At 66.4% G+C, this 20,862-nt stretch carries 17 protein-coding genes; 14 read left to right on the forward strand and 3 right to left on the reverse strand.

Annotated elements, in window-relative coordinates; translation table 11 throughout:
* The first annotated feature begins 2 nt into the window (after nt 1-2).
* The 9 genes from murD to lpxC all read left to right on the forward strand — a co-directional run bounded on the left by murD (nt 3) and on the right by lpxC (nt 10,416).
* Nucleotides 3-1,349 carry a UDP-N-acetylmuramoyl-L-alanine--D-glutamate ligase gene (murD, locus tag HSX14_RS06750; RefSeq protein ID WP_173173146.1) on the forward strand — a complete coding sequence of 449 codons (1,347 nt, stop codon included), beginning with the start codon at nt 3-5 and terminating at the stop codon, nt 1,347-1,349.
* A complete protein-coding gene (gene ftsW, locus HSX14_RS06755; protein ID WP_111262455.1) occupies nt 1,349-2,557 on the forward strand; it encodes a putative lipid II flippase FtsW in 1,209 nt (402 codons plus the stop codon). Before murD ends, ftsW begins: the two co-directional genes overlap by 1 nt.
* Entirely contained in the window at nt 2,554-3,624 is a 1,071-nt protein-coding gene (gene murG / locus HSX14_RS06760; RefSeq protein WP_173173144.1) for an undecaprenyldiphospho-muramoylpentapeptide beta-N-acetylglucosaminyltransferase, read from the forward strand. The genes ftsW and murG overlap by 4 nt, the downstream gene beginning before the upstream one ends.
* The gene (gene murC, locus HSX14_RS06765; RefSeq protein WP_111262453.1) at nt 3,617-5,074 is read left to right on the forward strand and encodes a UDP-N-acetylmuramate--L-alanine ligase; all 1,458 of its coding nucleotides are present in this window, start codon (nt 3,617-3,619) and stop codon (nt 5,072-5,074) included. The genes murG and murC overlap by 8 nt, the downstream gene beginning before the upstream one ends.
* A complete protein-coding gene (locus tag HSX14_RS06770; protein ID WP_173173142.1) occupies nt 5,071-6,018 on the forward strand; it encodes a D-alanine--D-alanine ligase in 948 nt (315 codons plus the stop codon). Before murC ends, HSX14_RS06770 begins: the two co-directional genes overlap by 4 nt.
* Before the next feature lie 4 nt (nt 6,019-6,022).
* Nucleotides 6,023-6,886 (forward strand): cell division protein FtsQ/DivIB, encoded by an 864-nt coding sequence (locus HSX14_RS06775; protein ID WP_173173140.1) that lies wholly within the window; start codon nt 6,023-6,025, stop codon nt 6,884-6,886.
* A 16-nt stretch (nt 6,887-6,902) separates the two neighbouring features.
* Complete coding sequence (gene ftsA, locus HSX14_RS06780; protein ID WP_021218769.1) at nt 6,903-8,153, forward strand: cell division protein FtsA; 1,251 nt, start codon at nt 6,903-6,905, stop codon at nt 8,151-8,153.
* A 48-nt stretch (nt 8,154-8,201) separates the two neighbouring features.
* Nucleotides 8,202-9,392, forward strand: a complete 1,191-nt coding sequence (ftsZ, locus tag HSX14_RS06785; protein ID WP_173173138.1) for a cell division protein FtsZ — start codon at nt 8,202-8,204, stop codon at nt 9,390-9,392.
* 112 nt (nt 9,393-9,504) lie between these two features.
* A complete protein-coding gene (gene lpxC, locus HSX14_RS06790; RefSeq protein ID WP_111262449.1) occupies nt 9,505-10,416 on the forward strand; it encodes a UDP-3-O-acyl-N-acetylglucosamine deacetylase in 912 nt (303 codons plus the stop codon).
* Between the two features lie 102 nt (nt 10,417-10,518).
* Here lpxC and HSX14_RS06795 read toward each other — a convergent pair whose 3' ends face one another.
* A complete protein-coding gene (locus HSX14_RS06795) occupies nt 10,519-10,980 on the reverse strand; it encodes a DciA family protein (RefSeq protein ID WP_173173136.1) in 462 nt (153 codons plus the stop codon).
* 79 nt (nt 10,981-11,059) lie between these two features.
* Between HSX14_RS06795 and HSX14_RS06800 the strand changes: the two genes are divergently transcribed.
* From HSX14_RS06800 to HSX14_RS06820, 5 genes are all read left to right on the forward strand, one after another.
* A complete protein-coding gene (locus tag HSX14_RS06800; protein WP_173173134.1) occupies nt 11,060-11,986 on the forward strand; it encodes a M23 family metallopeptidase in 927 nt (308 codons plus the stop codon).
* Between the two features lie 117 nt (nt 11,987-12,103).
* Nucleotides 12,104-14,845: a preprotein translocase subunit SecA gene (gene secA / locus HSX14_RS06805; RefSeq protein ID WP_173173132.1), complete on the forward strand. Its 2,742-nt coding sequence runs from the start codon at nt 12,104-12,106 to the stop codon at nt 14,843-14,845.
* Nucleotides 14,846-14,968: 123 nt separating this feature from the next.
* On the forward strand, nt 14,969-16,186 hold the full coding sequence (gene argJ, locus HSX14_RS06810) for a bifunctional glutamate N-acetyltransferase/amino-acid acetyltransferase ArgJ (RefSeq protein ID WP_173173130.1): 1,218 nt from the start codon (nt 14,969-14,971) through the stop codon (nt 16,184-16,186).
* Nucleotides 16,187-16,344: 158 nt separating this feature from the next.
* Nucleotides 16,345-16,986, forward strand: coding sequence for a glutathione S-transferase family protein (locus HSX14_RS06815; protein ID WP_173173128.1), 642 nt, complete (start codon nt 16,345-16,347; stop codon nt 16,984-16,986).
* Nucleotides 16,983-17,930: a Nudix family hydrolase gene (locus HSX14_RS06820; RefSeq protein WP_173173126.1), complete on the forward strand. Its 948-nt coding sequence runs from the start codon at nt 16,983-16,985 to the stop codon at nt 17,928-17,930. The genes HSX14_RS06815 and HSX14_RS06820 overlap by 4 nt, the downstream gene beginning before the upstream one ends.
* A 327-nt stretch (nt 17,931-18,257) precedes the next feature.
* On the opposite strand, the gene HSX14_RS06825 is transcribed toward HSX14_RS06820, so the two are convergent.
* Nucleotides 18,258-18,830, reverse strand: a complete 573-nt coding sequence (locus tag HSX14_RS06825) for a cob(I)yrinic acid a,c-diamide adenosyltransferase (RefSeq protein ID WP_173179728.1) — start codon at nt 18,828-18,830, stop codon at nt 18,258-18,260.
* A gap of 1 nt (nt 18,831) precedes the next feature.
* Entirely contained in the window at nt 18,832-20,844 is a 2,013-nt protein-coding gene (locus HSX14_RS06830) for a HAMP domain-containing sensor histidine kinase (RefSeq protein ID WP_173179726.1), read from the reverse strand.
* Nucleotides 20,845-20,862 lie beyond the last annotated feature (18 nt).

The raw sequence follows: 20,862 nt of genomic DNA on the forward strand, positions 1-20,862 counted from the left end.
CCATGAGCCTGATCGCTTCCGACCAGTTCCGCATCGTTGTCGGCCTCGGCAAGAGCGGCATGTCCCTGGTGCGCTTCCTGGCGCGCCAGGGCGTGCGCTTCGCCGTGGCCGACACGCGCGAGAACCCGCCCGAACTGGCCACCCTGCGTGCCCAGTACCCGGAGGTGGAAGTGCGCTGTGGTGAACTCGACGTCGATTTCCTCTGTCGCGCCAGCGAGCTCTACGTGAGCCCCGGCCTGGCCATCGCCACGCCAGCGCTGCAGGAAGCGGCCAAGCGCGGCGTCAAGCTGTCCGGCGATATCGAGCTGTTCGCCCGTCACGCCAAGGCACCCATCGTCGCCATCAGCGGCTCCAACGCCAAGAGCACCGTCACCACCCTGGTGGGCGAGATGGCGCAGGCGGCCGGTCGCAGGGTCGCCGTCGGTGGCAACCTGGGGACCCCGGCGCTCGATCTGCTGGCCGATGACATCGAGCTTTACGTGATGGAGCTGTCCAGCTTCCAGCTGGAGACCACCGATCGCCTGAACGCCGAAGTGGCCACCGTGCTCAACGTCAGCGAAGACCACATGGACCGCTACGCCGACATGCAGGCCTATCACCTGGCCAAGCACCGCATCTTCCGCGGCGCCCGGCAGGTGGTGGTCAACCGTGGCGATGCGCTGTCCCGGCCCCTGGTCGCCGACCAGCTACCCTGCTGGACCTTCGGCCTGAACAAGCCGGACTTCAGGGGCTTCGGCCTGATCGAGGAAGAGGGCGAGAAGTACCTCGCGTTCCAGTTCGAGAAGCTGCTGCCCGTGCGCGAACTCAAGGTCCGTGGCGCCCACAACCAGGCCAATGCCCTGGCGGCCCTGGCCCTGGGCCACGCCGTCGGCCTGCCCATGGAGCCGATGCTGGAGACCCTCAAGACCTTCACCGGCCTCGCCCATCGCTGCCAGTGGGTGCGCGAGCGCGAAGGCGTGGCGTACTACGACGACTCCAAGGCCACCAATGTCGGTGCTGCGCTGGCCGCCATCGAAGGCCTGGGGGCGGACATCGACGGCAAGCTGGTGCTGATCGCCGGTGGCGATGGCAAGGGCGCCGATTTTTCCGGGATGCGCGAGCCGGTGGCGGGTTTCTGCCGCGCCGTGGTGCTGCTGGGGCGTGACGCCGAACTGATCGCCCAGGCCCTGGGCGATGCCGTGCCGCTGGTGCGCGTGCGGACTCTGGACGAGGCCGTGAGCCGTGCCGCCGAGCTGGCCGTCCGGGGGGACGCCGTGCTGCTGTCGCCCGCGTGCGCCAGCCTCGACATGTTCAAGAACTTCGAAGAGCGCGGACGCCTCTTCGCCCAGGCCGTGGAGGGGCTCATCTGATGCTGGCCCGCCTGTTCGCCCTGCAGTCGCCGCTCCGCAGTCGCCGTGGCCTCGACATGGACTTCCCGCTGCTGGCGGGTTGCCTGGCGCTGCTCGGCCTGGGGCTGGTGATGATCACCTCGGCGTCCTCGGAAGTGGCCGCCGCGCTGTCCGGCAACCCGCTCTACCACAGCATCCGCCACCTCATTTACCTGGCCATCGGCGGGGTCGCCTGCGTGCTGACCCTGCAGGTGCCCATGAGCTTCTGGCAGCGCTACGGCGCGCGCCTGATGCTGGTCGCCTTCGTCCTGCTGATCATGGTGCTGCTGCCGGGCATCGGCCGCGAGGTCAACGGCGCCAAGCGCTGGATCGGCTTCGGCCTGTTCAACCTGCAGCCGTCCGAGCTGGCCAAGCTGTTCACCGTCATGTTCATCGCCGGCTACCTGGTGCGCCGCCAGGACGAGGTGCGCGAGAAGCTCACCGGCTTCATCAAGCCGATGCTGGTGCTCGGTCCCATCGCCGTGCTGCTGCTGGCGGAGCCGGACTTCGGCGCCACAGTGGTACTGGTGGGGTCCTGCATCGCCATGCTGTTCCTCGGTGGCATCAACCTGGTTCGCTTCGTCCCGCTGGTCGGTGCGGTGCTCGGTGCCGGGGTGCTGGTCATGACCAGCCAGAGCTACCGCATGCAGCGCCTGACCAACTTCATCGACCCCTGGGCCGATCAGTACGGCGCCGGCTACCAGTTGAGCCAGGCGCTGATCGCCTTCGGCCGTGGCGAATGGTTCGGCGTCGGCCTGGGCAACAGCATCCAGAAGCAGTTCTACCTGCCCGAGGCGCACACCGACTTCGTCTTCGCCGTACTGGCGGAAGAGCTGGGCATGGTCGGGGCGCTGGCCACGGTCGCCCTGTTCGTGTTCGTCAGCGTCCGGGCGCTGCACATCGGCCTCTGCGCGGAACGCGCGCGGCAGTATTTCTCGGCCTACGTGGCCTATGGCCTGGCATTCCAGTGGATCGGCCAGGTCCTGATCAACATCGGTGTGAACGTCGGCCTGCTGCCCACCAAGGGCCTGACCCTGCCGTTCCTCAGCTACGGCGGCAGCTCCCTGGTGATCTGCTGCGTCTGCCTCGGCCTGCTGCTGCGGATCGAATGGGAAAGCCGCACGCACCTGGGCAACGAGGACATCGAGTTCGTCGAGAGCGACTTCCTCGAAGAGGAGGTACGCCCATGAGCGGCAACGTATTGATCATGGCGGGTGGCACTGGCGGGCACGTTTTCCCGGCTCTGGCCTGCGCCCGCGAGTTCCAGGCCCGTGGCTACAGCGTGCACTGGCTGGGCACCCCGCGTGGCATCGAGAACGAACTGGTACCCCAGGCCGGCCTGCCATTGCACCTGATCCAGGTCACCGGCCTGCGCGGCAAGGGCATCAAATCGCTGCTCAAGGCGCCGTTCTCCCTGGTGCGTTCGCTGTTCCAGGCGCGGCGCGTGGTCAGCGAGCTGAAGCCCGTCTGCGTGCTGGGCATGGGTGGCTACGTCACCGGCCCCGGCGGCCTGGCTGCGCGCCTGGCCGGCGTACCGCTGGTCATCCACGAGCAGAACGCCGTCGCCGGCACCGCCAACCGCAGCCTGGCGCCGTTCGCCAGCCGCGTCTGCGAGGCCTTCCCGGATACCTTCGAAACCAGCGACAAGCGCCGCACCACGGGCAACCCGGTGCGCGAGGAGCTGTTCCTGGAAACCCCGCGCGACGCCCTGGCCGGTCGCACGCCGCGCCTGCTGGTGCTGGGCGGCAGCCTGGGTGCCGAGCCACTGAACAAGCTGCTGCCGGCAGCCGTCGCGCTGCTGCCTGCCGAACTTCGCCCGCAGGTGTTCCACCAGGCTGGCAAGAATCACGATGGGGTCACCGCGGAGCGTTATCGCGAAGCCGGTGTCGAAGCGGAGGTCGCACCCTTCATCAAGGATATGGCGCGGGCCTATGCCTGGGCCGATCTGGTCATCTGCCGCTCCGGCGCGCTGACCGTCAGCGAGCTCGCTGCCGCCGGGTTGCCGTCTTTCCTGGTGCCGCTGCCCCATGCGATCGACGACCACCAGTCGCGCAATGCCGATTATCTGGCGAAGGAGGGCGCGGCCTTCCTTCTCCCGCAACATGCCACCGACGCGGCCGCACTCGCCGCCCGGCTGACCGAGGTACTGATGCAACCCGAACGACTCAAGGCCATGGGCGCGATCGCCCGCAGTCTGGCCAAGCCCGATGCCACCCGCAGCGTGGTCGATATCTGCCTGGAGGTGGCCCATGGTTGAGAGCCAGAAAGCCATGCCGCAACCGGAAATGCGCCGCATCCGTCGCATCCACTTCGTCGGCATCGGCGGCGTGGGCATGTGCGGGATCGCCGAAGTGCTGCTGAACCTCGGCTACAACGTCTCCGGTTCCGACCTCAAGGCCTCGGCCGTGACTGCGCGCCTGGAGAGCTTCGGTGCGCAGATCTTCATCGGCCACCGTGCCGAGAACGCCGAGAACGCCGACGTGCTGGTGGTTTCCAGCGCGGTGAACAAGGCCAACCCGGAGGTCGCCGTCGCCCTGGAGCGCCGCATCCCCGTGGTGCCGCGTGCCGAGATGCTGGCCGAGCTGATGCGCTACCGCCACGGCATCGCCGTCGCCGGGACCCACGGCAAGACCACCACCACCAGCCTGATCGCCTCGGTGTTCGCCGCGGGCGGCCTGGACCCGACCTTCGTCATCGGCGGGCGCCTGAACGCCGCCGGCACCAACGCCCAGCTGGGCACCAGCCGGTACCTGGTGGCCGAGGCCGACGAGAGCGACGCCAGCTTCCTGCACCTGCAGCCGATGGTCGCGGTGGTCACCAACATCGACGCCGACCACATGAGCACCTACGGCGGCGACTTCAACAAGCTGAAGAAGACCTTCGTCGAGTTCCTCCACAACCTGCCGTTCTACGGGCTGGCGGTGCTTTGCGTGGATGATCCGGTGGTGCGCGAGATCCTCCCGCAGGTGGCCCGCCCGACCGTGACCTACGGCTTCGCCGAGGATGCCGACCTGCGCGCCATCAACGTGCGCCAGCAGGGCATGCAGACCTTCTTCACCGTGCTGCGCAAGGACCGTGCGCCGCTGGACGTCTCGGTGAACATGCCGGGCAACCACAACGTATTGAACGCGCTGGCGACCATCGCCATCGCCACCGATGAGGGCATCGACGACGATGCCATCGTGCGCGGCCTGTCGGGCTTCCAGGGCGTGGGCCGACGCTTCCAGGTCTACGGCGAGCTGCAGGTCGAAGGCGGCAGCGTGATGCTGGTCGACGACTATGGCCACCATCCGCGCGAAGTCGCGGCGGTGATCAAGGCGGTACGCGGTGGCTGGCCGGAGCGTCGCCTGGTGATGGTCTACCAGCCGCACCGCTACAGCCGCACCCGTGATCTGTACGACGATTTCGTGCAGGTGCTGGGCGAGTCCAACGTGCTGCTGCTGATGGAGGTCTACCCGGCGGGCGAGGAGCCCATCCCCGGCGCCGACAGCCGCCAGCTGTGCCACAGCATCCGCCAGCGCGGCCAGCTGGACCCGATCTACATCGAGCGTGGCGTCGACCTGGCGCCGCTGGTCAAGCCGTTGCTGCGCGCCGGCGACATCCTGCTCTGCCAGGGTGCCGGCGATATCGGCGGGCTGGCCCCGCAATTGATCCAGAGCCCGTTGTTCGGTGGTGGCGATGATGCCGCCGCGAGGAAAGAGTCATGAGCGCGAACCTGAAATCCACCCTCGAGCCCAAGGCCTTCGGCCGGGTCGCCGTGCTCTACGGCGGCAAGAGCGCCGAGCGCGAAGTCTCGCTGAAGTCCGGCAGCATGGTCCTGGAAGCGCTCCAGGGCGCAGGCGTCGAGGCCTTCGGCATCGATGTCGGCGACGACCTGCTGCAACGCCTGGCCGCCGAGAAGATCGACCGCGCCTTCATCGTCCTCCACGGCCGTGGTGGCGAGGACGGCAGCATGCAGGGCCTGCTCGAATGCCTGGGCATCCCTTACACCGGCAGCGGTGTGCTGGCCTCCGCCCTGGCGATGGACAAGCTGCGGACCAAGCAGGTCTGGCAGAGTCTCGGCCTGTCTACCCCGCGTCACGCGGTGCTCGCCAGCGAGGCGGATTGCCGTGCGGCGGCCGAAGCGCTGGGCTTCCCGCTGATCGTCAAGCCGGCTCACGAAGGCTCGAGCATCGGCATGGCCAAGGTGGCGGATGTCGACGCATTGATAGAGGCCTGGAAGGGCGCCAGCCGTTATGACTCCCAGGTACTGGTGGAGCAGTGGATCCATGGGCCGGAGTACACCATCGCGATGCTGCGCGGGCAGGTGCTGCCGCCCATCCGCCTGGGTACCCCGCATACCTTCTACGACTACGACGCCAAGTACCTGGCCAATGACACCCAGTACCAGATCCCCTGCGGGCTGGACGCCGCCAGGGAGCAGGAACTCAAGGACCTGACCGCGCGCGCGTGCGAGGCGGTGGGTACCCAGGGCTGGGCGCGTGCCGACGTGATGCAGGACGCCGACGGCCGCTTCTGGCTGCTGGAGGTGAACACCGTTCCGGGCATGACCGACCACAGCCTGGTCCCGATGGCCGCTCGCGCTGCGGGCCTGGATTACCAGCAACTGGTGCTGGCGATCCTGGCCGACAGCGTCGAGGCACGAGGTTAAGCACATGCGTGGCGCCACGGTCCGTCATCAGCAACCCGCCATCGGCCGCGCTCCCCAGCGCAAGCCGGTGCCGCGTGGTGCCAGCCGGATGGTGGCCAAGGAGCCGCTCAGCACACGCCTGCCCAAGCCGAACTTCAGCGTGTTCAAGCGCCTGGTCTGGCCGGTGGTCCTGGTGGTGCTGGGGTTCGGTGCCTACGAGGCGGCCCAGCGCCTGCTGCCCTATGCGGATCGCCCCATCGCCAAGATCAACGTGCAGGGCGACCTGAGCTACATAAGCCAACAGGCGGTGCAGCAGCGGATCGCCCCGTACATCGCGGCGAGCTTCTTCAGCATCGACCTGGCCGGCATGCGCAGCGAGCTGGAGCAGATGCCCTGGATCGCCCACGCCGAGGTGCGCCGGGTGTGGCCGGACCAGGTGATGATCCGCCTGGAAGAACAATTGCCGATCGCCCGCTGGGGCGATGAGGCGCTGCTGAACAACCAGGGCCAGGCCTTCACCCCGCGTGAGCTGGCCCACTACGAACAACTGCCGCAGCTGTGGGGGCCACAGCGGGCCCAGGAGCAGGTAATGCAGCAGTACCAGATGCTCAGCCAGATGTTGCGCCCGCTCGGGTTCTCCATCACCCGCCTGGAGCTGCGCGAACGCGGCAGCTGGTTCCTGTCCACCGGGCAGGGCGTGGAGATATTGCTGGGAAGGGATCATCTGGTGGAGAAGATGCGTCGCTTCATCTCGATCTACGAGAAGACGCTCAAAGAACAGATCGCCAACATCGAGCGTGTCGACCTGCGTTACCCCAACGGCTTGGCGGTAGCGTGGCGAACCCCGGTAGAGGCACCCGCGGCGGCCGTAGCCAGCCGCGCGAATTGAGGAGAAGGTTAGAACCATGGCAAGCGTGCAGAGCGGCAAGATGATCGTCGGCCTGGATATCGGCACCTCCAAGGTGGTGGCGCTGGTGGGCGAGATCGCGGCCGACGGCCAGCTGGAGATCGTCGGGATCGGCACCCATCCGTCCCGCGGGCTGAAGAAGGGCGTGGTGGTGAACATCGAGTCCACCGTGCAGTCCATCCAGCGCGCGGTCGAAGAGGCGCAGATGATGGCGGGCTGCCGTATCCACTCCGCCTTCGTCGGCGTCGCCGGCAATCACATCCGCAGCCTGAACTCCCACGGCATCGTCGCGATCCGCGATCGCGAAGTCAGCCCGGCGGACATCGAGCGCGTGCTCGACGCCGCCCAGGCCGTCGCCATCCCCGCCGACCAGCGGGTGCTGCACACCCTGGCGCAGGACTACGTGATCGATAACCAGGAAGGGGTGCGCGAACCCCTGGGCATGTCCGGCGTGCGCCTGGAAGCCAAGGTCCACGTGGTGACCTGCGCGGTGAATGCGGCGCAGAACATCGAGAAGTGCGTGCGCCGTTGCGGCCTGGAGGTGGACGACATCATCCTCGAGCAACTGGCCTCGGCCTACTCGGTGCTGACCGACGACGAGAAGGAACTGGGCGTGTGCCTGGTGGACATCGGCGGCGGCACCACCGACATCGCCATCTTCACCGAGGGCGCGATCCGCCACACCGCGGTGATCCCGATCGCCGGCGACCAGGTGACCAACGACATCGCCATGGCCCTGCGGACGCCGACCCAGTACGCCGAGGAGATCAAGATCCGCTACGCCTGCGCCCTGGCCAAGCTGGCCGGTGCCGGCGAGACCATCAAGGTGCCGAGCGTCGGCGACCGTCCGCCGCGGGAACTCTCGCGCCAGGCACTGGCCGAAGTGGTCGAGCCCCGCTATGACGAACTGTTCACCCTGATCCAGGCCGAGCTGCGCCGCAGCGGCTACGAGGACCTGATCCCGGCGGGCATCGTGCTGACCGGCGGCACCGCGAAGATGGAAGGGGCGGTCGAGCTCGCCGAAGAGATTTTCCACATGCCGGTGCGCCTGGGCGTGCCGCATAGCGTCAAGGGCCTGAGCGACGTGGTGCGCAACCCGATCTACTCGACCGGCGTTGGCCTGCTGATGTACGGCCTGCAGAAGCAGTCCGACGGGATTTCGATGTCCGGCGGCCTGGGCAGCTTCAGCGACGAACCCAAGACACCTGTTCTGGAGCGGCTCAAGCGCTGGGTCCAGGGCAACTTCTAAAGAGTTTTTGCAGTAGGCGATACAACTAGAAAAGGAAGGAGAGGGGAAATGTTCGAACTCGTAGATAACGTTCCGCAAAGCGCGGTCATCAAGGTAATCGGCGTGGGCGGTGGCGGCGGCAACGCAGTCAACCACATGACCAAGAGCAACATCGAAGGCGTCGAGTTCATCTGCGCCAACACCGATGCCCAGGCACTGAAGAACATCGGTGCGCGCACCGTCCTGCAACTCGGCCCGGGCGTGACCAAGGGGCTGGGCGCGGGTGCCAATCCCGAGATCGGTCGTCAGGCCGCTCTGGAAGACCGCGAGCGCATCGCCGAAGTGCTGCAGGGCACCGACATGGTCTTCATCACCACCGGCATGGGTGGCGGTACCGGTACCGGTGCGGCGCCGATCATCGCTGAAGTGGCGAAGGACATGGGCATCCTCACCGTTGCCGTGGTCACCCGTCCGTTCCCGTTCGAAGGCCGCAAGCGCATGCAGATCGCCGACGAGGGCATTCGTGCGCTGTCGGAAAGCGTCGACTCGCTTATCACCATCCCCAACGAGAAGCTGCTGACCATCCTCGGCAAGGACGCGAGCCTGCTGTCCGCCTTCTCCAAGGCCGACGACGTGCTGGCCGGTGCCGTGCGCGGTATCTCCGACATCATCAAGCGTCCGGGCATGATCAACGTCGACTTCGCCGACGTGAAGACCGTGATGAGCGAAATGGGCATGGCGATGATGGGTACCGGCTGCGCCAGCGGTCCGAATCGTGCCCGTGAGGCCACCGAGGCGGCGATCCGCAACCCGCTGCTGGACGACGTCAACCTGCAGGGCGCGCGTGGCATCCTGGTGAACATCACCGCCGGTCCCGACCTGTCCCTGGGCGAGTACTCCGATGTGGGCAACATCATCGAGCAGTTCGCTTCCGAGCACGCCACCGTGAAGGTGGGCACCGTGATCGATCCGGACATGCGCGACGAGCTGCACGTCACCGTGGTCGCCACCGGCCTGGGCGCTCGCCTGGAGAAACCCGTCAAGGTAGTGGACAACACCGTCCAGTCCGCAGCCGTTGCCGCGACCAGCCCCGCACCCCAGCGTGCAGAGCAGCCGTCGGTCAACTATCGCGACCTGGATCGTCCGACCGTCATGCGCAACCAGGCTCATGGCAGCGCCGCAACCGCCGCCAAGATGAACCCGCAGGACGACCTGGATTACCTGGACATTCCGGCCTTCCTGCGTCGTCAGGCCGATTGATGAAGTTTATCGACGCTATGCCTGTGATTGGTGTTCAGCAAAGGCCGGTTCTGCTATCATCCCCGGCCATTGTTGAAAACTGTTCGCAACTAGCGCGAAAGCGGCCACTGCCATGATCAAACAACGCACTTTAAAGAACGTCATCCGTGCCACAGGCGTAGGGCTGCATTCCGGGGAAAAGGTCTACCTGACCCTCAAGCCCGCCCCTGTGGATACCGGCATCGTGTTCTGCCGTACCGACCTGGACCCCGTCGTCCAGATCGCCGCCTATGCCGAGAATGTCGGTGAGACCACCATGTCCACCAACCTTTTCAATGGCGACGTCAAGGTCGGCACGGTAGAGCACCTGCTTTCGGCCATGGCTGGCCTGGGCATCGACAACGCCTACGTCGAGCTGTCCGCCGCCGAAGTACCGATCATGGATGGCAGCGCCGGCCCGTTCGTGTTCCTCATCCAGTCCGCTGGTCTCGAGGAGCAGGAAGCCGCCAAGCGCTTCATTCGCATCAAGCGCGAAGTGAGCGTGCAGGATGGCGACAAGCGCGCCACCTTCGTGCCGTTCGATGGCTTCAAGGTCACTTTCGAGATCGACTTCGACCACCCTGTGGTCAACGGTCGTACCCAGAAAGCGTCGGTCGATTTCTCCAGCACCACCTTCGTCAAGGAAGTCAGCCGTGCCCGTACCTTCGGGTTCGTGCGCGATCTGGAATTCCTGCGCTCGCACAATCTGGCTCTGGGCGGCAGCGTCGAGAACGCCATCGTGGTCGATGAGGACAGCGTATTGAACGAGGACGGCCTCCGTTACGAGGACGAATTCGTCAAGCACAAGATCCTCGACGCCATCGGCGACCTCTACCTGCTCGGCAACAGCCTCATCGGCGAGTTCCGTGGCTTCAAGTCCGGTCATGCACTCAACAATCGCCTGCTGCGTGCACTGATCGCCGACAAGGATGCCTGGGAAGTGGTCACCTTCGAAGATGCCAAGACCGCACCCATTTCCTACATGCGCCCGGTAGCGGCCGTGTAAGCAACACCTCTTTCCTTCTTTGGAGGCCACCCCACGGGGTGGCCTCTTTTTTTGTGCCGGGAAAATAGGTAAGGGCGAAGCGGCGGATTGTCGCGGGAGGGGTCAGTCGCGCTCGGGCTTGCGGGCGCGCTCGGCGAGGCGCTCCAGGGCAGCACGCAGCTTGGGATCCTCGATCCCTTCCGCGGTGGCCTGGATGCTTTCGGCGGCAAAGGCCGACAGCTCGATGGTGCGGCCTGGTGCACGTCCCGAGCCTTGGGAAGGTTGCACCTTGAAGATGATTTTCGTTAACGTCGCGAACTCTTCGAGGGCCTGGAGCTGACGTTGCAGCCGGCGTTGCTGGTATCGCAGCCGCGTCGCCCAGTGGCCGTCACTGATGATCAGCATCAGGCAGCCCTCGCGCCACGACGCTACACGGCAATGTTCACGCGCCGCTGGTTGCAGCTGGCTTTCCAGCAACTGTTGCAAGTGGTCGATGCGTTGGGCTTGGTTGAACAGGGCCTTGAGCGGTTTTTCCTCGCGCAGCAGTGCGGCGGGGGACCGGGCCGGCAAGGGACGAAAAGACATGGCAGGACGCCTGAAGAAAACAGAGTGGCCATGGTAGCAGAAGGCTGCACCGGGTAACGCTCGATCAATTGGGGAAGTCATGCACATCATTCTTCTGAGCCGCAGGCACGGGGCGGCGCGTTCGCTGAGTCTCGACCTGCGCGTGCTCCTGGGGCTCGGTGGCCTGCTGCTGGCGCTGGTGCTCGCTTCGGGGATCGCCCTCGGTGCCTGGATCAGGCCCGCGGCGCCCGCTGCCGAAGACAGCCAGCAGATGACGCTCGCGCTCGACGAGCAGCGTAGCCAGGTGAGCCAGGCGCGCGCCGACGCCCAGCGTCAGCTGGACGCCTTTGGCGCCCACATCGCCGACCTGCAGGCGCGCCTAACCCGGCTCGACGCCCTGGGCGAACGTGTCGCGGAACTGGCGGACCTGGACGCCAGCGAGTTCGATTTCTCCCTCAACGTCGGCCAGGGCGGCCCGGAAGACCCGCTCGATGCGCCGGCCTACCAGGCACCGCCCTTCATGGACGTGCTGGACAGCCTGACCGAGCGCCTCGACAGCCGCGAGCAGCAGCTAGAAGTCCTCGAACAGCTGCTCGGCGAGCGCCGCATCAGCGAGGCCGAGCACCTGGCCGGACGCCCCGTGCTGCAGGGCTACATCTCCTCGCCCTTCGGCGTGCGCAGCGACCCCTTGACCGGCCGCCTGAGCAAGCACAAGGGCGTGGACTTCGCGGCCAAGGCCGGCAGCGATGTCCTGGCCGTCGGTGCGGGCGTCGTCACCTGGTCCGGACGCAAGACCGGCTACGGCAACATGGTCGAGATCAGCCATGCGGATGGCTACCGTACCCTCTATGCGCACAACCAGAAGAACCTGGTGCAGGTGGGTGATCTGGTGCAGCGTGGCCAGGCCATCGCCAAGGTCGGCAGCAGCGGTCGTTCCACCGGTGCGCACGTCCACTTCGAGGTCACCCGCGGTGGCGAGGTGGTCAACCCGGCCCTCTATATAGCCCGTTCCGCAGCCGCGGAATAACGCTACTTTTCTCTACAACGAATCCGGGTAGAATGCCCCCTTCGCAAGCAGCCATGAAGGCTGCGCGGGCGACTCCGGGGCCGCCCCCCATCCATATATGTGGAAGATCCTGTCGATATGTTTGCGCCTTTGTTGAAGAAACTCTTTGGAAGCAAGAACGAGCGCGAAGTGAAGCGCATGGCCAAGGCTGTCCAGGCGGTCAACGCCCTGGAAGAGCAGATGGTCGCGCTGTCCGACGAGCAGCTCAGAGCCAAGACCGAAGAGTTCAAGGCGCGGGTAGCCAAGGGCGAGACCCTCGACCAGATCCTGCCGGAAGCCTTCGCCGTCGCGCGTGAGGCCGGCAAGCGCGTGATGGGCATGCGTCACTTCGACGTGCAGCTCATCGGCGGCATGACCCTCCACGAAGGCAAGATCGCCGAGATGCGCACCGGTGAGGGCAAGACCCTGGTGGGCACCCTGCCGGTCTACCTCAACGCGCTGTCCTGCAAGGGCGTGCACGTGGTCACCGTGAACGACTACCTGGCCCGCCGCGACGCCAACTGGATGCGTCCGCTGTATGAGTTCCTCGGCCTCACCGTCGGCATCGTCACCCCGTTCCAGCCGCCGGAAGAAAAACGCGCTGCCTACGCTGCCGACATCACCTACGGCACCAACAACGAATTCGGCTTCGACTACCTGCGCGACAACATGGCCTTCAGCCTGGAAGACAAGTTCCAGCGCGAGCTGAACTTCGCCGTTATCGACGAAGTGGACTCCATCCTCATCGACGAGGCGCGGACGCCGCTGATCATCTCCGGCCAGGCCGAAGACAGCTCCAAGCTGTACATGCAGATCAACAAGCTGATCCCGCGCCTGAAGCAGCACATCGAGCCGGAAGAGGGCAACGTCGTCCAGGAAGGTCACTATTCCGTCGACGAGAAGACCCGCCAGGTCGAGCTCAACGAGCAGGGCCACCAGTTCATCGAGGACATGCTCACCCAGGCCGGCCTGCTGGCCGAGGGCGAGAGCCTGTACTCCGCGCACAACCTGGGCCTGCTGACCCACGTCTACGCCGGCCTGCGCGCCCACACCCTGTTCCACCGCAACGTCGAGTACATCGTGCAGAACGACCAGGTCCTGCTGATCGACGAGCACACCGGCCGCACCATGCCCGGTCGCCGCCTCTCCGAGGGCCTGCACCAGGCCATCGAGGCGAAGGAAGGCCTGAACATCCAGGCCGAGAGCCAGACCCTGGCCTCCACCACCTTCCAGAACTACTTCCGCCTCTACACCAAGCTGGCCGGCATGACCGGTACCGCCGATACCGAAGCCTTCGAGTTCCACTCGATCTACGGCCTCGAAGTGATGGTGATCCCGACCCACCGTCCGGTGGCGCGCAAGGACTTCAACGACCTGGTCTACCTGACCCAGGAAGAGAAGTACGCCGCCATCATCACCGACATCAAGGATTGCCAGGCCAATGGCCGTCCGGTGCTCGTGGGCACCGCCTCGATCGAGAGCTCCGAGTACGTCTCGCAGCTGCTGGTCAAGGCCGGCATCGAGCACAAGGTGCTCAACGCCAAGTACCACGAGAAGGAAGCCGAGATCATCGCCCAGGCCGGCCGCCCCGGCGCCGTGACCATCGCCACCAACATGGCGGGCCGTGGTACCGACATCCTGCTTGGCGGCAACTGGGAAGTCGAAGTCGCCGCCCTCGAGAACCCCACCGAGGAGCAGGTCGCCCAGATCAAGGCCGAATGGCAGAAGCGTCACCAGCAGGTGATCGAGGCCGGTGGCCTGCACGTGGTCGCGTCCGAGCGCCACGAATCCCGCCGCATCGACAACCAGCTGCGTGGCCGCGCCGGTCGCCAGGGCGACCCGGGCTCCAGCCGCTTCTACCTGTCGCTGGAAGACAGCCTGATGCGCATCTTCGCCTCCGACCGGGTGAAGAACTTCATGAAGGCCCTGGGCATGCAGTCCGGCGAGGCCATCGAGCACCGCATGGTGACCAACGCCATCGAGAAGGCGCAGCGCAAGGTCGAAGGCCGCAACTTCGACATCCGCAAGCAGCTCCTCGAATTCGACGACGTGGCCAACGAGCAGCGCAAGGTGATCTACCACATGCGCAACAGCCTGCTGGCGGCCGAAGACATCGGCGAGACCATCGCCGAGTTCCGCGAGGACGTGCTGGGCCGCACCATCGACGCCCACATCCCGCCGCAATCGCTGCCCGAGCAGTGGGACATCTCCGGCCTGGAAGCCGCCCTGTACAGCGACTTCGGCATCAAGCTGCCGGTCCAGCAGTGGCTGGACGAAGACGACAAGCTGTTCGAGGACACCCTGCGCACCAAGATCCTCGAGCAACTGATCGCCGCCTACAACGAGAAGGAAGAGCTGGCGGGCGCCGAAGCCCTGCGCTCCTTCGAGAAACAGATGCTCCTGCGCGTGCTGGACGACCTGTGGAAGGACCACCTGTCCACCATGGATCACCTGCGCCACGGCATTCACCTGCGCGGTTACGCGCAGAAGAACCCCAAGCAGGAATACAAGCGCGAGTCCTTCACCCTGTTCCAGGAACTGCTGGATTCCATCCGTCGCGACACCATCCGCGTCCTGTCCCATGTCCAGGTCCGTCGCGAAGACCCGGCCGAGGAAGAGGCCCGCCTGCGTCGCGAAGCCGAGGAACTGGCCAAGCGCATGCAGTTCCAGCATGCCGAGGCCCCCGGCCTGGAAGAGCCCGAAGCCCACCTGCAGGGCGAGGAAGGCGACGTCGCGGTAGCCGCCGCTCCCGTCCGCACCGAACCCAAGGTCGGCCGCAACGAGCCCTGCCCCTGTGGTTCCGGCAAGAAATACAAGCACTGCCACGGCCAGATCAGCTGAGGCTAAGCTGTAGTTCCCCACGCCGCGACCGGCCCAGCCGCTCGCGGCGTTTTCAACTCGACATCCCCTGAACGGCAGCGCCCAGCCGCCGATTCAACTGACGACACGACAAGGAGCGCTTCCATGGCTGTTGGTCTCGGCCCCCTGCCCACCCTGCACCCGGTTCCCGGTTTCGAACTCGGCATCGCCTCTGCCGGCATCAAGCGCCCTGGCCGCAAGGACGTGGTGGTCATGCGCTGCGCCGAGGGTTCCACCGTAGCGGGCGTGTTCACCCTCAACGCCTTCTGTGCCGCGCCGGTGATCCTGTCGAAGAAACGCGTCCTGGGGCCCGTTCGTTATTTCCTGACCAACACCGGCAACGCCAACGCCGGCACCGGTGAGCCAGGCCTCGCCGCCGCCGAGCGCACCTGCGCCAAACTGGCCGAACTGGCGGGCGTCGACGCCAGCGCCGTGCTGCCGTTCTCCACCGGTGTGATTGGCGAGCCGCTGCCGGTCGAGAAGATCGAAGCCGCCCTGGGCGACGCCCTGGCCGATCTTTCCGAAGGCAACTGGGCTGCCGCCGCCACCGGCATCATGACCACCGACACCCTGCCCAAGGGTGCCAGCCGCCAGTTCGTGCATGACGGCGTCACCGTCACCGTCACCGGCATCAGCAAGGGCGCCGGCATGATCAGGCCGAACATGGCCACCATGCTCGGCTACATCGCCACCGACGCAAAGGTCGCGCAGGGCGTGTTGCAGGACCTGCTGCGCGATGCCGCCAACAAGTCCTTCAACCGCATCACCATCGACGGCGACACCTCCACCAACGATTGCTGCATGCTGGTCGCCACCGGGCAGGCGGCCCTGCCGGAAGTGACCCAGGCCAGCGGCGAGCTCTTCGCCGCGCTCAAGCAGGCGGTGCTGGAAGTCTCCATGGAAGTGGCCCAGGCCATCGTCCGTGACGGTGAAGGCGCCACCAAGTTCGTCACCGTGCAGGTCAACGGCGGCGGCACCCACCAGGAGTGCCTGGACGTGGCCTACGCCGTGGCCCATTCGCCGCTGATCAAGACCGCGCTGTTCGCCTCCGACCCGAACTGGGGCCGCATCCTGGCCGCAGTCGGCCGTGCCGGCGTGCCGCAACTGGACGTGAGCAAGATCGACGTGTTCCTGGGCGAGGTCTGCATTGCCAGCAAGGGCGGCCGTGCCTCGACCTACACCGAGGACCAGGGTGCCGCCGTGATGGCTCGCGAAGAGATCGGCATCCGCATCGAACTGGGACGTGGCGCCTGCAGCGAAACCATCTGGACCACCGACCTGTCCCACGAGTACGTCAAGATCAACGCGGAATACCGCACCTGAGTCCCGTGCCGCCGCGACTCGGTTCGCGGTGGCAGCCGCTCCGGCTCCTGGCATTCCCGTTGTTCATGGCCCCATGAGCAACGGGAATTTGCCATCCCCGCCTGCGCCTTTTAAGGTCCAGCGACCCCTCTGGATAACCGGGTCTCAAGGAGAAACGCATGGCACTCACCCTGGTCATCGGCAACAAGAACTACTCGTCCTGGTCGCTGCGCGGCTGGCTCGCCATGGCGCTCACCGAGGCCCCTTTCGAAGAGCTGCGCATCCCGCTCTACGCTGCCGATAGCCACAGGCGCCTGCTGGCCCATTCGCCCACCGCCAAGGTGCCGGTGCTGGAGACCGAGGCCGATGGCGCGATCTGGGACTCCCTGGCCATTGCCGAATACCTTGCCGAGCGCTTCCCCGAGGCCCACCTCTGGCCCTTCGGCCAGGCGGCCCGCGCCCATGCGCGAGCCATCTGCGCCGAGATGCACAGCGGCTTCGTCGCCTTGCGCAGCCACATGCCCATGGACATGAAGCGCAACCAGGCGCTGGATGGCATCCCCGAAGAGGCCGCCGAGGACATCCGCCGCATCTGCGCCATCTGGTCGGATTGCCGTCGCCGTTTCGGCCAGGACGGCCCCTATCTGTTCGGCCATGCCAGCATCGCCGATGCCTTCTACGCGCCGGTGGCCAGCCGCCTGCGCAGCTACGCCGTCGAGCTTCCCGGCGAAGCCGCGGCCTACGTCGACACCATCTACCGGTGGCCCGCGTTCCAGCGCTGGTACCAGGCCGCCCTGCAGGAAACGGAGATCATCGAATGAAGCGAGTGCACGTCGCAGCCGCGGTCATCCGCGGCGCCGACGGCCGGGTGCTGATCGCACGCCGCCCGGACGACAAACACCAGGGCGGCCTGTGGGAGTTCCCGGGCGGCAAGGTGGAGGAAGGCGAGGCCGTGCAGGCGGCCTTGTCGCGGGAGCTGGAAGAGGAACTGGGCATCCGCGTGAGCGCCTCGCGCCCGCTGATCCAGGTGCATCACGACTATCCCGACAAGCAGGTGCTGCTGGATGTCTGGGAAGTCACCGCCTTCGATGGCGAGCCACACGGTGCCGAAGGCCAGCCGCTGGCCTGGGCCAGCAACCATGAACTGGGCGACTACCAGTTCCCCGCCGCCAACCAGCCGATCGTGGCGGCCGCGCGCCTGCCCGACCGCTACCTGATCACGCCCGACGAGCTGGAGCCCCAGGAACTGTTGCAGGGTGTCCGCGCCGCGCTGGCCGAAGGCGCAAAGCTGATCCAGCTGCGCGCGCCGAACATGTTCGACGCCCAGTACCGCGACCTGGCCGTGGATATCCAGGGGCTCTGCGCCCGTCGTGCACAGCTGATGCTCAAAGGGCCGCTGGAATGGCTGGGGGACTTTCCCGCCGCCGGCTGGCACCTCACCGCCGACCAGTTGCGGCGCTACGCCCCCCGCGGCCGCCCGTTCCCCAGGGAGCGCTGGCTGGCTGCTTCCTGCCACAGCGCGCAAGAGCTGGAGCTGGCGACCGAGATGGGCGTGGACTTCGTCACCCTGTCGCCCCTGCAACCCACCCAGACCCACCCCGAAGCCCAGCCGCTGGGCTGGGACGCTGCACGGGAAATGATCCGTCGCTTCAACAAACCGGTGTTCCTGCTCGGCGGCGTCGGCCCCGACGACACCGAGCGCGCCTGGCAGATCGGCGCCCAGGGTGTGGCGGGGATACGGGCGTTCTGGCCCGCTCGAGTTTGAAGCTTGAAGCTTGAAGCTTCTTCTGTGTTGATGGATGCCCTCGTTGCATCCACCGGCGGTGCCGATCCGGGTTCCGCTAGGTGGGGCAGTGAAGCGGGGTTCACCTACATCCAGTCAAATAAATAAGCCTAGGGGTTGACGGCTTCCGTCGATCCCCCAGGCTCTTCCAGCTTCCAGCTTCCAGCTTCCAGCTTCCAGCTTCCAGCTTCCAGCTTCCAGCTTCCAGCTTCCAGCTTCCAGCTTCCAGCTTCCAGCTTCCAGCTTCCAGCTTCCAGCTTCCAGCTTCCAGCTTCCAGCTTCCAGCTTCCAGCTTCCAGCTTCCAGCCGTCAGCGCGAAGCCGCCTGCCACAACACCTCGTCCACACCCTCGCGCCGTGCGATGAGACGGGCAGCGACGAAGAGGAGGTCGGAGAGGCGGTTGAGGTAGGCCAGCAATTCCGCACGCAAGGGCTCCTCGGCGTTGAGTGCCTGGGCGCGGCGTTCGGCGGTGCGGGCGGCGGAGCGGCAGACGTGGGCCTGGGCCACCAGGGACGAGCCGCCGGGCAGAATGAAGTTCTTCAGCGGGCCCAGCTCCTCGTTCCAGCGGTCGATGGCCGCTTCCAGGCGCTGCACCTCGCTCTCCTGCAGCACCTGGTACTCCGGCATGGACAGTTCGCCGCCCAGGTCGAACAGGCGATGCTGGCAGGGGGCGAGGACGTCGATCACATCCCCCAAGGCCGGCCGGGCTGCGTGTCGCTCGGCCAGTTGCGCCAGCAGCAGGCCCAGGTGGCTGTTGAGCGAGTCCACCTCGCCGATGGCCTCGATACGCGGGTGGTCCTTGGCGACGCGACGGTTGCCGGAAAGCCCGGTCTCGCCCGTGTCGCCGGTGCGGGTGTAGATCTTCGAGAGGCGGTTGCCCATATCAGGTTCCCGAGGGGCCGGAGGTCAATGGCAGGCGCAGGGTGAAGCAGGTTCCCTGGCCCGGCTTGGAGTGCACCTCCATCTGGCCCTTGTGGTTGTTGGTGATGATGAAATACGAGACGGACAGGCCGAGCCCGGTGCCCTGGCCCACCTCCTTGGTGGTGAAGAAGGGCTCGAAGATGCGCTTGCGCACGTTCTCCGGAATGCCGACGCCGTTGTCCTCCACCTGGACTTCCGCCCAGGGCGGCGCCAGGCGGGTACGCAGGATGATGCGGCCCTCCTGGTCATCGTCGCGCTGGTGGATGGCCTGGGCGGCGTTCTTCAGCAGGTTCAGCAGCACCTGTTCCAGTTCGTTGGCGGTGCCCGGCACCGGCCCCAGGTCGGGGTCGAATTCGCGGGTGATGGTCATGCCCTTGAAGTCGAACCCCTCGGTCAGGTCGAAGTCGTTGCTGGCGATCTCCACCGCCTGGTCGAGCAGCACCGGCAGCAGGCAGGGCGCGAGCTGGCGGTTGCTGCGGCGGCTGAAGGAAAGCATGTGGGTGACGATCTTCGCCGCGCGGGTGCCGGCCTGGTGGATGCCGTCCAGCAGCTTGGGCACTTCGCGCGCTTCCAGGTAGTGGTTCACCGAGTCGAGGCAGATGCCGTCGGCCCGTGCCTGCTCCAGGTTCTTCTCCAGGTCCGGTGACAGGCGCCGGCGGATGTTCTGCACGTTGTGCAGGATCGCCCCCAGCGGGTTGTTGATCTCGTGGGCCATGCCGGCGGCCAGCCCGCCGACGCTGAGCATCTTCTCCGACTGCACCACCATCTCCTCCATGGACAGGCGCTGGGTGATGTCGTCGACGCGGATCACCACGCCACGCCCGGTGCCGCCCATCAGGGGGTAGAAGGTCAGGCTGTAGTGGCGGACCTCGTCTCCCAGCAGCCAGCTCACCCGTTCGACCTTCTCCACCTTGTGGCGCTCGGCGGTGAGCTTGATCTGCGGCAGGAAGGGCTTGAGCGAGGGGAAGGCCAGGAACACCGGCTGGTTGAGGGCATCGTCCAGGGTGGTGCCTGAAAGCGCGGTGGCTTCCTGGTTCCACTGGGTGACATAGAGCTGCTCGTCGAGGGCGATGAGCGCCGAAGGCATCGAGTCGATGATGCTGTTGAGGTAGTTCTGGAACCCGGTGAGCTTCTTCTCGATCTTGCTGCGCACCTGCACTTCCAGCTCCAGCCGGCGGTTGGAGTGACGCGTCTCCTCGGCCAGCGCCTGGGCCTGGTCGACGGCGTTCTGCGAGTCGTCTCGGGCGCGTTTGAGCTGCTGCTCTCGCGCCTCGATGCGGCTGAGCATGGTGTTGAAGGCGTCCGCCAGGCTGCCGATCTCGTCGCGGTTGCCGCGCTGGGCACGCAAGGCGTAGTTCTCCTCGCGGGTGACTTGGCGCGAAAGCTCCTCGAGGCGGCGGATCGGGCCGGTGACCATCACGCGGATCTGCCGTGCCACCAGCAGCCAGAGCAGCACGCTGCTGGCCAGGATCGCCAGGCTGGCGGTGAGGGTCCCGGTGTAGAAGGCGCCGGGCAGCTCGCTGGAGGCCACCAGCAGCAGGTAGCCGGGCGGGCCGTTGTCCTGGGGCAGCTCCACCACCTGGCTGGTGCGGAATTCGTGCAGGCGCCAGCGTTGCAGTTTCTCGGCGTGCTGCGGCAGTTTCATCATGCTGCCGCTGATCAGTTGCGCCAGCAGCTCGCCCTGGCCGTCGTAGAGGGCGGCGGCGCGCAACGGAGCGTAGCTGTCCAGTTGGTCGAGCAGCCGGCGGGCGGATTCCGGGGAGGCCAGCGCCTCGCGCGACAGCGGCGCGGTGGCGAACAGGCGGCCGAGGGTCTGCAGCGCCTGGGGCGCCATGCTCTCCTGGGAAATCCAGTAGGCGGCGCTGATGAAGGCCAGGTTGGCGATCAGCAGCACGGTGGCCATCAGGACCAGCAGGGCGGCCAGCAGTTTTCTGCCGACGGACAGGTTTTCGAGGCGCTGGCGCAGGCTGTTCAAGGGGTGGGGTCCAGGCGG

It is taken from the genome of Pseudomonas tohonis, assembly GCF_012767755.2.
GTDB lineage: Bacteria > Pseudomonadota > Gammaproteobacteria > Pseudomonadales > Pseudomonadaceae > Metapseudomonas > Metapseudomonas tohonis.